Origin of the sequence: Roseibium sp. MMSF_3247 (assembly GCF_030733765.1) — a bacterium.
In the GTDB taxonomy this organism is placed as follows: domain Bacteria; phylum Pseudomonadota; class Alphaproteobacteria; order Rhizobiales; family Stappiaceae; genus Roseibium.
Genome location: NZ_JASHII010000001.1, coordinates 288,190 through 300,127, shown reverse-complemented (window position 1 = coordinate 300,127; position 11,938 = coordinate 288,190). Strand labels below are relative to the sequence as shown.

Genomic DNA, 11,938 nt, shown 5'->3' with positions numbered 1-11,938 from the left:
AAGTGGACCAATTAAGGAGCACCTGCCAACGGGCAGGTGTTTTTTCTTTGGCAGCTTCTTCTTTCATCCGTTTGTGGACCCGCTATATTTACGAATGGATCCAAGGAGATTGAACCATGCAGGATGGCAACAGCCGCACCGCTCCCGACATTTTGGCAACCACTCAAACGTGGAAAGAAGCGGGCCGATCGGTGGCCTTGGCGACTGTCGTTGAGACCTGGGGGTCCGCGCCCCGCCCCGCCGGATCGCATCTGGTGATCGATGCTGATGGCAATTTTGAAGGCTCAGTGTCTGGCGGCTGCGTTGAAGGCGCGGTGGTCGCGGAAGCCATTGATGTGATTGAAACGGGTAAAGCGGCGATGCTTGAATTTGGCGTTGCCGATGAAACAGCTTGGCGGGTTGGTCTGTCTTGTGGCGGCCGCATTCGCGTTTACGTCGAGCCGGTAAACTGATTGAGTATTGTCTATGCCACCTATTGAGACGTTATTGGCCTTTTTTGCCGCGACTGCCCTTTTTGCTTACATGCCAGGCCCTGCCCTGCTTTACACCGCCGCTCAAACGATCGCGCGGGGACGCCGCGCCGGATTTCTTGCAGCTCTTGGCATTCATATGGGCTGCTACGTGCACGTCTTTGCAGCAGCTCTCGGGCTCTCCGCGATCTTTTCTGTCGTTCCGAGTCTTTACTTCACGCTGAAAATCATCGGCGGCGCCTATCTGATTTTTCTCGGCGTTCAGATGATCCGCGCACGGGCGGACAGCGGAGCAATACCCAACCTGCCTCAAAAAAGCGGTCGGCGGGCCATGGTAGACAGCTTCCTCGTGGAAGTCCTCAATCCGAAGGTCGCCGTCTTTTTCATAGCATTTCTGCCACAGTTCGTTAGCCCGGAAGCGGTCCTTCCGGTCTGGGCACAGTTCCTCATTCTCGGGACGATCGTCAATTTTGCATTCACGTCCGCAGATATCGTCACCGTGCTCTTTGCATCAGAAGTCAAAAAGCGTTTCACGCGACGATCCAGAATGCAGGCAATCACCAGATGGGCCGGCGGCTCAATGCTTGTCGGACTGGGGCTGAAACTGGCAACGGATCGCACCTGACATGGACCTTTCACTCCTTCGCCAAATGAATGTGGAACGGGCTGCCCGCAGGGCGGCTATCCTGGTCACGGATATGACGGCCGGCAGTCAACGGCTGATCAAGAGGGACGTTGCTTACCGAGACGACCCTCTGGCTGAAGAATTCGACAAGCGCTTCCTGTCCGGCAAATCCGGCCTAGTCAAAACCGATGCTGGCGAGGCTTTTCTTACGGTCTCTGTTCCCGCACCCCGGCTTGTCCTCATCGGCGCCGTACACATCAGCCAGGCACTGGTTCCCATGGCTGAAATTGCAGGGTTCAATGTCAGCGTGATTGATCCGCGCACGGCCTTTGCGACCGAAGACCGGTTTCCTGGATCCAGCTTGTTGGCTGAGTGGCCGGAAGATGTCCTGAGAGTTGAGCCATTTGACCCTTACACCGCCGTCGCGGCGGTCACCCATGACCCCAAGATTGATGATTACCCGCTCATGGAAGCGCTCAAGACCGGGTGCTTTTATGTGGGTGCTCTTGGCAGCAAAAAGACCCATGGCAAGCGCCTGGAGCGGTTTCGGGAAGCGGGATTTTCAGAGGATGTAATGAGCCGGATTGAAGCGCCAATCGGTCTCGACGTTGGTGCAGCCTCCCCTCAAGAAATTGCAGTTGCAGTCCTCGCCTCCGTGATCAAGGCCTTACGAAAACCCGAAGGGGTTTCGCCATGAAGAGGGGCCCGGAATGAAGTTTGGCCCCGTTGCGCCGATGAAAGCTGAGGGCTGTGTGCTCGCCCACTCGACCAAACTGCCTGGCCTCATCCTCAAGAAAGGGCATCGCTTAACAGAAACTGACTGTGCTCTTTTGAGCGAGGCCGGCTTGGAGACGATTGTTGTTGCGCGCCTTGAAGCCGGAGACCTGGACGAAGATGCAGCGGCAGCCCGACTAGGAGGCGCTGCCAAAGGTGCCGGCCTGTACACGGACGCGCCGTTTACGGGCCGGATGAACCTGTTTTCAGACACCGACGGTGTTCTGGTTATTGATGAGGCCGCGGTCACAGATGCCAATAGAATAGATCCGGCAATTACCTTTGCAACGCTCGCAAATCATACTCGGGTCACGCCGGGCCGGATGGTTGCCACTGCCAAGATTATCCCGTTCGCTGTGGCCGATGACTTGCTCGAGAAAGCCGAAACCGCGATTAATGGTGCGGTCCGCGTCGCCCCGTTTTCTGCCCGCAAGGTTGGCTTGATCGCGACATGCTTGCCCCATTTGAAACCTTCCACGATGGATAAGACCCGCCGGATACTCGAAGACCGACTTCGGGCAAGCGGCAGTCAGATCACGGCTGAATTGCGCGTCGACCATACCGAAGAGGCTGTTTCTGCTGCCATCTCCCAAATGAATACCAGCGGCGTGGACTTGCTGATCCTGTTTGGCGCGTCAGCAGTTGTTGACCGGGAAGATGTTCTTCCTGCAGCGCTGGAAAGAGCTGGCGGCGACGTTCGACACCTCGGCATGCCGGTGGACCCGGGTAACCTTCTTATGCTGGGCGATCTCAACGCCACACCTGTGATCGGCGCACCGGGGTGCGCCCGCAGCCCAAAGGAAAACGGCTTTGACTGGATCCTTGATCGCCTGCTCGCCGGATTAGCAGTTTCAACCCAGGACATTACTGGCATGGGTGTTGGAGGCCTCTTGATGGAAATCGGAATACGGCCGCAACCAAGGGCCCCAAAGCCCTCCAGGTCGAAGCCGAAGATCGCAGCGATCATTCTGGGCGCCGGTAAGTCCTCCCGCATGGGTGGACCGAACAAGCTGCTGGCGCAACTGGATGGCAAGTCGTTGATACGTCACGCTGCAGAAACGGCTTGCGGTGCTGATCTGATCGAAACCGTTCTAGTCACTGGTCATCTTGCTGAGAGGGTCGAATCCGAGGTTGATGATCTTGATCTGAATGTCACTTTTAATCCCGACTATGCAGATGGTATGGCAGGCTCGATCCGCGCTGGCATGAATGCTCTAAAAACTGACCCGGACGCCGTTGTGATCCTTCTCGGCGATATGCCGCGCATTACGCCAGAGGATTTGAACCACCTCATTGGTGCCTACCAGGAAAGCTCCAGCAACCTTATCGTCACAGCGACAGCCGACGGGAAACGCGGCAATCCGGTACTCTGGGACCAGCGATTTTTCGATGCGCTGAAATCCTTGACCGGTGACATTGGCGCTCGACATGTTATTGCGGAGAACCCGGGCTTCGTAGCGGAAGTCGAGCTTGGCGATGCGGCCCGGCTCGACTTGGACACACCCCAAGCACTGTTTGCAGCCGGTGGGCAGCTCCCGCCAGATGACCAGCAATAAAGCACTAAACAACGGAAGTTGTTTGGCTTTCTGAGCAAAGGTAAATCAGGCTTAACCGGCTATGCAGGAAATGCAACGCCGACATGCCTGCTATTCTATTGCAATTTTGTGACATCCGACCTATGTACTCGGTGCGCTTGCTGAAAAGCTCTCTGCTTGCAGGGGTGGGCCATGAAAAACGTCCCGGGCGTCTGCTAAATCCGATTTATTTCAAAGGCTGTTCGGATCCTCACTTGAGGAGGATGCTCGAGCGCTTTTGTTGTGTGCGTATAGAATAAAGGAAACTGTCATGGCTGACTTGTCTCTCCCGCGCCCGGGCTGCTGTAAATGGGCAGAAGGCGACGCTGGAAATTACACCTTTCCGTGCTCCAACCGGGTCGAGCCGGGCGTTTCTTACTGTGACGACCACCGCTCCATCGTTTACATCCCACCGGAAGAGCGCCGCCGCAACCGTTCTGGTGGTGGCATGAGCTTGTCCTTCCGTCGCGCGGCTTAAAACTACAGCTGCTTGTTAAAAAAAGCAGTTCTCCGTGGACCATCCACGCGCCTCAAACCCGGCCCCAGGCCGGGTTTTTTGTCGGCGCCCTGGCACTTTTGACGATCGACATTCGCGCCAATACATTCCATTTTCCGTATATTTTACCTATTCATTCAATTTACCCTGCGTTCTTTGCGGCCTATTTACTGCTCCCTCAAAGCTTTTGTTGTTTCATTTTTAGATATTTTTTATTCAATTATTGGAGCCAGTTAAGACTTTGTTTTTAACCGACCGGTACTTTTTTCCTTACTAGATTTGTTGCAAAGCAACCTAGACGACGGGCAGGATGGGTATACACCTGGTTGAAAATGAGAGGGAACGTCTGGACGCGCTGCACGCACTGCAGATCGTGGGCTCTGAGCGTTTGCCGGAATATGATGCGGTAGTGGAAGCCGTTGCAGCCATCTTCGATTGCCCCATCGCATTGATTTCTCTGGTAGATGAACGGGTTCAATGGTTCAAGGCCGCCTGCGGCGTTGATATCGAAGGCACTGCGAGAGAAGTTTCCATCTGCCAACATGCCCTTTCAGCTGATGATCTGTTTGTCGTTCCAGATACACTGAGTGATGAAAGATTTCGCGACAATCCGTTGGTCATGGGCGAGCCGAATATCCGGTTCTATGCCGGTTGTCCTCTAAGTCTGGATGGAAAGAACAGGCTCGGCACTCTCTGCGTTATCGACCAAAGACCGCGCAAGCCGGCCCGGCAGCAATTGAACCAGCTGCGACGTATGGGCCGGGTGGTCGAGGGGCTTCTGAAATCTCATCAGGCAAATGTAGAAAAAGAAGCCGCGCTTGCGCGTGCAGAAGCAGAACATGAAGAGGCCGTGGGCAAAGGCCGGCTGCTTGAGGAGATTGCCGCCGTATCGGGCGTTGGTGGCTGGGAGTTGTGCATGAACTCTCAAAAGCTGACATGGACGCGGAAGACCCACGAGATCCATGACGTGTCTGATGACTATGTCCCGAACGTCGAAACAGCCATTGACTTCTATGCGCCAGAGGCCCGGGGGACAATCACCAAGGCGGTTGCGCGTGGTATTGAGCAAGGCCGCGGCTGGGATGCTGAACTGCCCCTGATAACCGCCAAAGGTCGCCAAATCTGGGTGCGCGCTGTGGGCCGCCCGATCGAAAAGGACGGGGAAACCATCAAGCTTGTTGGCGCATTTCAGGACGTAACTGAGCGGAAACAAGTTGAACAAGCGGTGCGCGAATCCGAAGCCGCACACCGAACGACGCTTGAGACGCTCAGTGAAGGTGTCCTGGTTCTGACCCGGTCCGGCATCATCCAGTCCTGCAATCCGGCAGGCGCGAAACTGCTTGATTCTACGACCGAGCGTCTCGTCGGCCGAAACGTCAAAGATCTGACAGTCGCTGTTATTTGCGACCTCGGGGTTACACACCAAGAGGTTAATACGCTCGAACTTGCGGCGAAAGATCCGCTCCTCGTCTGCGATGCCACGGCCGAACTCAAACACAGTGGAAAAGCGGCGTCGCGATGGTTGCGTGTCAATGCAAGACCCATTGCACAAGGCGGCGATTACGCCCTTGATGGGGTCGTCGTTTCACTGACCGACATCACGGAAACCAAACGCCAGGCGAATACGCTCCAAGGCATTTTCGACAATTTCCCGGGCGGTGTGGCGCACTACAGCGACAACTTCCAGCTCGCATCTTACAACGATGAATTCGGCAAACTGCTCGGTTATCCCGCCGATATGTTACGGCAGAAGTTGCATATTCTTGATTACCTCAAGTTTTCAGCCGAAAGAGGTGATTATGGCCCCGGGGACCCAGAAAAACTTGCTCTGGAGAAGTTCCGGCTAAACTCTCCCTCCGAAGCCTACAGCTATGAGCGGCACACCGCTGATGGGCGATACCTCGAAGTCCGCTACACCCCATTGCCAGCGGGCGGTTCCATTTTCAACTTCTTTGACGTGACCGATCGCAAGGAAATGGAGAAAACGCTGGCCGAGAGCGAACGTCTGGCCCGAGACAGGCTTGCAGAGCTCGAGGCTGTCCTTGGTAACATGCGCCAAGGCGTGAGCGTATTCGACAAGGATGGCAAGCTCATCTTGTGGAACCAGCAATACCTGGACATCTTCCGGAAGCCCTACGGCGAGGTGCGTGAAGGTGTCAGCCTGATTGATTTGCTTCAGGCAGAAAAAGACCGTGGCGATTTCGACGGCGACGTCGAAGAACACTATAATTCGCTCTATGAAAAACTGTCCCGCGGCGAGGTTGTCCGATCGAAATTCACACATCCCGACGGCAAGGTGATTGGGGTGGTCCATGCCCCATTGCCGGACGGTGGATGGATCGGGACCCACGAAGACATCACTTTGCGCGAAGAAGCCGCAGCGCGCATTACCCATGCAGCCCACCACGATGACCTGACTGGTCTCGCCAATCGCGCACTCTTCACGGCACGCCTTCAAGAAGCCCTGCTTGATGCCCAGATGCAGGGGACGGGCGGACATCTATTGTTGCTGGATCTTGATCGCTTCAAACCAGTCAACGACACCTATGGGCATGATGTCGGGGACGAGCTGCTCTGTCAGGTTGCGCAGAGGTTCAAGGAGTGCGTACGTGCAACCGACCTTGTTGCACGCATTGGCGGGGACGAATTTGCAATCATCCTACAAGGCGGTGGGCCAAGCGAGCCCTGGGTGACCGAGATCGCGGAGCGGCTGGTTGCGGCACTCAATGAGCCCTTTGATGTCTTTGCCCATAATGTTTCGATCGGGATCAGCATCGGGATTTCTTATATTGGTGCAGACGCAGCATCCATTGAATCCCTGCAGAAAAAATCGGACATCGCGCTTTATGAAGTCAAGCAGAATGGGCGCAATGGATTCCGTTTCTACGAAGCTGGCCGCGCCCATAAGGTTATTCGCGGCGGTGCGGCCTGAACGAAACTCCGCAAGCGTTTTTTTCTCAAGTAAAAAACAAAAACGCGATCCAATCCGGACCGCGTTTTCAAAAATGCGTTTCTGAGTGTTAGCTGATTAGGCAGCCTTGAGAGCTTCTGCGACGTCCTTCAGCTGAGACAGGGTCATTTCTGCCTTCTGCTTGGTGTCGTCGTCTTTCGCGTCAGCAACATCCTCTTCGGCGTTCTTGATCGCCTGAGCCAGTTGGTCTTCGCTGATTTCAGACACAGGGATCGCCTGTTCGGCCAAGACGGTCAGACCGCCTGGAGCAATGTCAGCAAACCCGCCGCGCACGAAATACTCATCCCAGGATCCAGCATCCGTGCGGACTTTCAGAATGCCCGGCTTAATGGTGGACATGAACGGGCTGTGGTTCTTCAGAACGCCAAACTCGCCTTCGGTGCCCGGTACAACGACCTCGGCAACCTGTTCGGACAGGAGCTGGCGCTCCGGCGAGACCAACTCAAACTGGAAAAGTTCAGCCATTTGGCGTCTTCCTTGTCAGTCATCGGTTCAGATGGCAGGCAGAAGGCCGGGCCATCAAACAAGAGAAAACCGGACGCCGTTTTCCGGCGTCCGATCCAATGCCTTAAGCAGCCTCTGCAGCCAGCTTCTGAGCTTTCTCGATGGCTTCCTCGATGGAACCAACCATGTAGAAAGCAGCTTCCGGCAGATGGTCGTATTCACCGTCAACAAGGCCTTTGAAGCCCTTGATGGTGTCTTCCAGAGCAACCAGCTTGCCCGGAGAACCGGTGAAGACCTCAGCCACGAAGAACGGCTGCGACAGGAAGCGCTCGATCTTACGGGCACGTGCCACGGTGAGCTTATCTTCTTCAGACAGTTCGTCCATGCCGAGGATGGCGATGATGTCCTGAAGTGCCTTGTAGCGCTGCAGAGTACCCTGAACAGCACGGGCTGTTTCGTAGTGCTCTTCACCAATGATACGGGCATCCAGCATGCGGGATGAGGAATCCAGCGGATCCACAGCCGGGTAGATGCCTTTTTCAGCGATTGCGCGGTTCAGAACCGTGGTCGCATCCAAGTGAGCAAAGGTCGATGCCGGTGCCGGGTCGGTCAAGTCATCGGCAGGAACGTAAACGGCCTGAACCGAGGTGATCGAGCCCTTGTTCGTGGTGGTGATCCGCTCCTGCATGCCGCCCATGTCCGTGGCAAGTGTCGGCTGGTAACCCACAGCAGACGGGATACGACCGAGAAGCGCGGACACCTCAGAACCAGCCTGGGTGAATCGGAAGATGTTGTCCACGAAGAACAGAACGTCCTGGCCTTCATCACGGAAGTGTTCCGCAACGGTCAGACCGGTCAAGGCAACACGGGCACGCGCTCCGGGAGGCTCGTTCATCTGACCGTAAACGAGGGCCGCTTTGGAGCCTTCTCCGCCGCCTTCCTTGTTCACGTTGGACTCGATCATTTCCCAGTAAAGATCGTTACCCTCACGGGTGCGTTCACCAACACCAGCGAATACGGAGTAACCGCCGTGCGCCTTAGCGATGTTGTTGATCAGTTCCATGATGAGAACGGTTTTGCCAACGCCGGCGCCGCCGAACAGACCGATCTTACCGCCCTTTGCGTACGGTGCGAGAAGGTCAACGACCTTAATACCCGTCACAAGGATTTCAGCTTCGGTCGACTGCTCGATGAATTCCGGAGCTTCCTGGTGAATACCGCGCTTCTGCTCGTGCTTGATTTCGCCAGCATCGTCAACCGGCTCACCAATCACATTCATGATGCGGCCGAGTGTACCGTCCCCAACCGGAACCATGATGGCAGAACCGGTGTCGACAACTTCCTGACCGCGGACCAGACCCTCGGTGGAGTCCATCGCGATGGTACGTACTGTGTTCTCGCCCAGGTGCTGAGCAACTTCGAGCACCAAGCGGTTGCCCTGGTTGTCCGCTTCAAGAGCGTTCAGGATCAACGGCAGATGGTCATCGAACTTGACGTCGACAACGGCGCCGATGACCTGGGTGACCCGTCCGACTTTTTTGTCAGCCATATCCCTAATCCTCGTCTCGATCCCGTTACAGCGCTTCAGCGCCTGAGATAATTTCAATCAATTCGGTCGTAATCTGAGCCTGACGCTGGCGGTTGTAGTTGATCGTCAGCTTGTCGATCATGTCGCCGGCGTTGCGCGTCGCGTTGTCCATTGCGGACATACGAGCGCCCTGCTCAGATGCAGCGTTTTCCAGAAGCGCCCGGAAAACCTGGATAGAGATGTTCCGCGGCAGGAGATCAGCTAGTATCTCAGCCTCATCCGGCTCATACTCATAGACCGCGCTTGCACCACCTTCATCCGTGCCTTCGCTTGCCTCAAAATGGGCCGGGATCAACTGCTGGGCAGTCGGAACCTGAGCAATAACGGATTGGAAGGTCGCATAGAACAATGTGCAGACGTCAAACTCTCCATTTTCATACATGGAGAGAACCTTGCGCCCAATTTCATCCGCATTGGAGAAACCGACGTTTTTGACGCCGCGCAGCTCGATGGTCTCGATCACGTGCTGGCCAAGGTCGCGCTTGATCGCGTCGAAACCTTTTTTGCCAACACACAGGATCTTGACCGTCTTGCCTTGGCCGATCAGGCTTTTGGCCTTTTCGCGTGCCAGCTTAGCGATGTTAGTGTTGAAGCCCCCGCAAAGACCGCGTTCGGCCGTTGCAACGACCAGGAGATGAACCTGGTCATTGCCCGTACCGGACATCAGCTTCGGAGCGTCGTCGCGGCCTTCGAAAGCCACGGCGAGGTTGGCCAGCACGCTCTCCATGCGTTCCGCATAGGGGCGCGCGGCCTCCGCAGCTTCCTGGGCACGACGCAGTTTCGCCGCGGCCACCATCTGCATGGCCTTGGTGATTTTCTGCGTCGCCTTTACGGAAGCGATGCGGTTTCGTAAGTCCTTCAGGCTCGGCATGGCCGCCCCTGCTCCTTATCCCGGCGTGTGGTCTTAGGCGAAGTTCTTAGCGAACGCGTCAAGCGCAGCTTTCAGCTTGCCAGTGAGGTCGTCGTCGAGGGCTTTCTTTTCCCAGATCGCGTCGAGCAGTTCTTTGTGCTCACCACGCAGGAACAGAAGCAGACCTTCTTCGAATTCCTTCACACGATCAACCGGATGGTTGTCGAGGTATCCGTTCACGCCAGCATAGATCACGGCGACCTGCTCTTCAGTCTTCAGCGGCGAAAACTGCGGCTGCTTCAGAAGTTCGGTCAAACGTGCACCGCGGTTCAACAGGCGCTGAGTGGTGGCGTCAAGGTCGGAGCCGAACTGCGCGAACGCAGCCATTTCACGGTACTGAGCCAGCTCACCCTTAATGGGGCCAGCAACCTGCTTCATCGCCTTGATCTGAGCCGAGGAACCCACGCGGGAAACCGACAGACCAACGTTCACAGCCGGGCGGATACCCTGATAGAACAGGTCCGTTTCAAGGAAGATCTGACCGTCGGTGATCGAGATTACGTTGGTCGGAATAAACGCAGACACGTCGTTGCCCTGAGTCTCAATGACCGGAAGTGCGGTCAGGGAGCCCTTGCCATGGTCTTCGTTCAGCTTCGCAGCACGTTCCAGCAGACGGGAGTGCAGGTAGAAAACGTCGCCCGGGAAAGCTTCACGTCCCGGCGGGCGGCGCAGAAGCAGTGACATCTGACGATAAGCAACAGCCTGCTTGGTCAGATCGTCGTAACCGATCACGGCGTGCATGCCGTTGTCACGGAAGAACTCGCCCATTGCACAGCCGGCAAATGGTGCCAGGAACTGCAGCGGAGCAGCTTCGGACGCGGTCGCGGCGATAACGATGGAGTATTCCAAAGCGCCGTTGTCTTCCAGTGTCTTGACGAACTGAGCAACGGTGGAACGCTTCTGACCGACAGCGACGTAGATGCAGTAAAGCTTTGCGTCTTCGTCGTCGCCGGCATGAAGCGGCTTCTGGTTGAGGAATGTGTCAAGGATGATCGCGGTCTTACCGGTCTGACGGTCACCAATGACGAGTTCGCGCTGACCGCGGCCAACCGGGATCAGGGCGTCGATGGCTTTCAGGCCAGTAGACATCGGCTCGTGCACGGACTTACGCGGCAGGATGCCCGGCGCTTTAACGTCCACACGGCGCTTTTCAGTAGCTTCGATCGGGCCTTTGCCATCGATCGGGTTGCCGAGCGGATCGACAACGCGGCCGAGAAGACCTTTACCAACCGGAACTTCCACGATGGCGCCGGTCCGCTTAACGGTGTCGCCTTCTTTGATATCACGGTCAGAACCGAAGATAACGACACCGACGTTGTCGGATTCCAGGTTCAGGGCCATGCCCTTGATACCACCCGGGAATTCGACCATCTCACCAGCCTGAACTTTGTCCAGACCATAAACACGGGCGATACCGTCACCGACGGAGAGCACCTGACCAACTTCAGAAACTTCGGCTTCCTGGCCAAAGCTCTTGATCTGGTCCTTGAGGATTGCGGAGATTTCCGCGGCCCGAATATCCATCAGCCGACCTCTTTCATCGCGAACTTGAGTGAATTGAGCTTGGTACGCAGCGACGTATCGATCATGCGGGACCCGACTTTGACCACAAGGCCGCCGATCAGGGCAGGATCAACCTTAGCTGCGATGTTTACGGATTTGCCCGTTGAAGCAGAGAGCGCTTCTTTCAGGGCAGCGACATGTTCGTCGGACAGAGCAGCGGCAGACACCACTTCAGCTGTTTCTTCGCCGCGCTTTTCTGCAAGCAGAGCGCGGAAAGACTTGATCATGTCAGGAAGGACGAAGAGGCGCCGGTTACGGGCTGCCAGCTTCACGAAATTTGCGGCCAGGCCTTTGATGCCAGCCTTGTCGAGAAGTGCTGCGAGCGCTGCAAGCTGCTCTTCAGCACTAAATGCCGGGCTTTTCACAAGACGGACGAGATCTTCGCTTTCGGAAAGCATGCCTTCAAAAGCAGTCAGATCCCGTTCCACGTCAGCCGTTACGCCGTCGCCTTCAGCTAGATCGAGAAGGGCGGACGCATAACGCTGTGCCACGCCGGATACGAGAGATACGTTGTCAGTCACCA

The 11,938-nt window shown here is 56.1% G+C and carries 11 protein-coding genes; 6 read left to right on the top strand and 5 right to left on the bottom strand.

Annotation, left to right across the window (positions count from 1 at the left end):
- The first annotated feature begins 116 nt into the window (after positions 1 to 116).
- The 6 genes from RBB44_RS01290 (at position 117) to RBB44_RS01265 (ending at position 6,871) form a co-directional block, all read left to right on the top strand.
- A complete protein-coding gene (locus RBB44_RS01290; RefSeq protein ID WP_306148090.1) occupies positions 117 to 452 on the top strand; it encodes an XdhC family protein in 336 nt (111 codons plus the stop codon).
- 13 nt (positions 453 to 465) lie between these two features.
- Positions 466 to 1,095: a LysE family translocator gene (locus tag RBB44_RS01285; protein WP_306148089.1), complete on the top strand. Its 630-nt coding sequence runs from the start codon at positions 466 to 468 to the stop codon at positions 1,093 to 1,095.
- Between the two features lies 1 nt (position 1,096).
- A complete protein-coding gene (locus tag RBB44_RS01280) occupies positions 1,097 to 1,792 on the top strand; it encodes an XdhC family protein (RefSeq protein ID WP_306148088.1) in 696 nt (231 codons plus the stop codon).
- Positions 1,793 to 1,805: 13 nt separating this feature from the next.
- Positions 1,806 to 3,425: a molybdopterin-binding/glycosyltransferase family 2 protein gene (locus RBB44_RS01275; protein WP_306148087.1), complete on the top strand. Its 1,620-nt coding sequence runs from the start codon at positions 1,806 to 1,808 to the stop codon at positions 3,423 to 3,425.
- A 289-nt stretch (positions 3,426 to 3,714) separates the two neighbouring features.
- Positions 3,715 to 3,921, top strand: a complete 207-nt coding sequence (locus tag RBB44_RS01270) for a hypothetical protein (RefSeq protein WP_133949130.1) — start codon at positions 3,715 to 3,717, stop codon at positions 3,919 to 3,921.
- A 328-nt stretch (positions 3,922 to 4,249) separates the two neighbouring features.
- Positions 4,250 to 6,871 carry a PAS-domain containing protein gene (locus tag RBB44_RS01265; RefSeq protein WP_306148086.1) on the top strand — a complete coding sequence of 874 codons (2,622 nt, stop codon included), beginning with the start codon at positions 4,250 to 4,252 and terminating at the stop codon, positions 6,869 to 6,871.
- 96 nt (positions 6,872 to 6,967) lie between these two features.
- On the opposite strand, the gene RBB44_RS01260 is transcribed toward RBB44_RS01265, so the two are convergent.
- From RBB44_RS01260 to RBB44_RS01240, 5 genes are all read right to left on the bottom strand, one after another.
- Complete coding sequence (locus RBB44_RS01260; RefSeq protein WP_040451346.1) at positions 6,968 to 7,375, bottom strand: F0F1 ATP synthase subunit epsilon; 408 nt, start codon at positions 7,373 to 7,375, stop codon at positions 6,968 to 6,970.
- 103 nt (positions 7,376 to 7,478) lie between these two features.
- On the bottom strand, positions 7,479 to 8,903 hold the full coding sequence (gene atpD, locus RBB44_RS01255; protein ID WP_133949136.1) for a F0F1 ATP synthase subunit beta: 1,425 nt from the start codon (positions 8,901 to 8,903) through the stop codon (positions 7,479 to 7,481).
- Positions 8,904 to 8,928: 25 nt separating this feature from the next.
- Positions 8,929 to 9,813 carry a F0F1 ATP synthase subunit gamma gene (locus RBB44_RS01250; protein ID WP_209172164.1) on the bottom strand — a complete coding sequence of 295 codons (885 nt, stop codon included), beginning with the start codon at positions 9,811 to 9,813 and terminating at the stop codon, positions 8,929 to 8,931.
- Positions 9,814 to 9,846: 33 nt separating this feature from the next.
- Positions 9,847 to 11,376, bottom strand: a complete 1,530-nt coding sequence (atpA, locus tag RBB44_RS01245) for a F0F1 ATP synthase subunit alpha (RefSeq protein WP_133949140.1) — start codon at positions 11,374 to 11,376, stop codon at positions 9,847 to 9,849.
- The gene (locus tag RBB44_RS01240) at positions 11,376 to 11,936 is read right to left on the bottom strand and encodes a F0F1 ATP synthase subunit delta (RefSeq protein WP_040451344.1); all 561 of its coding nucleotides are present in this window, start codon (positions 11,934 to 11,936) and stop codon (positions 11,376 to 11,378) included. Before RBB44_RS01240 ends, atpA begins: the two co-directional genes overlap by 1 nt.
- Positions 11,937 to 11,938 lie beyond the last annotated feature (2 nt).

Excerpts from the sequence above, each read along its gene's own strand:
- RBB44_RS01290 (WP_306148090.1), top strand. The coding sequence starts at position 117 with ATGCAGGATGGCAACAGCCGCACCGCTCCCGACATTTTGGCAACCACT.
- RBB44_RS01285 (WP_306148089.1), top strand. The coding sequence starts at position 466 with ATGCCACCTATTGAGACGTTATTGGCCTTTTTTGCCGCGACTGCCCTT.
- RBB44_RS01280 (WP_306148088.1), top strand. The coding sequence starts at position 1,097 with ATGGACCTTTCACTCCTTCGCCAAATGAATGTGGAACGGGCTGCCCGC.
- RBB44_RS01275 (WP_306148087.1), top strand. The coding sequence starts at position 1,806 with ATGAAGTTTGGCCCCGTTGCGCCGATGAAAGCTGAGGGCTGTGTGCTC.
- RBB44_RS01270 (WP_133949130.1), top strand. The coding sequence starts at position 3,715 with ATGGCTGACTTGTCTCTCCCGCGCCCGGGCTGCTGTAAATGGGCAGAA.
- RBB44_RS01265 (WP_306148086.1), top strand. The coding sequence starts at position 4,250 with ATGGGTATACACCTGGTTGAAAATGAGAGGGAACGTCTGGACGCGCTG.
- RBB44_RS01260 (WP_040451346.1), bottom strand. The coding sequence starts at position 7,375 with ATGGCTGAACTTTTCCAGTTTGAGTTGGTCTCGCCGGAGCGCCAGCTC.
- atpD (WP_133949136.1), bottom strand. The coding sequence starts at position 8,903 with ATGGCTGACAAAAAAGTCGGACGGGTCACCCAGGTCATCGGCGCCGTT.
- RBB44_RS01250 (WP_209172164.1), bottom strand. The coding sequence starts at position 9,813 with ATGCCGAGCCTGAAGGACTTACGAAACCGCATCGCTTCCGTAAAGGCG.
- atpA (WP_133949140.1), bottom strand. The coding sequence starts at position 11,376 with ATGGATATTCGGGCCGCGGAAATCTCCGCAATCCTCAAGGACCAGATC.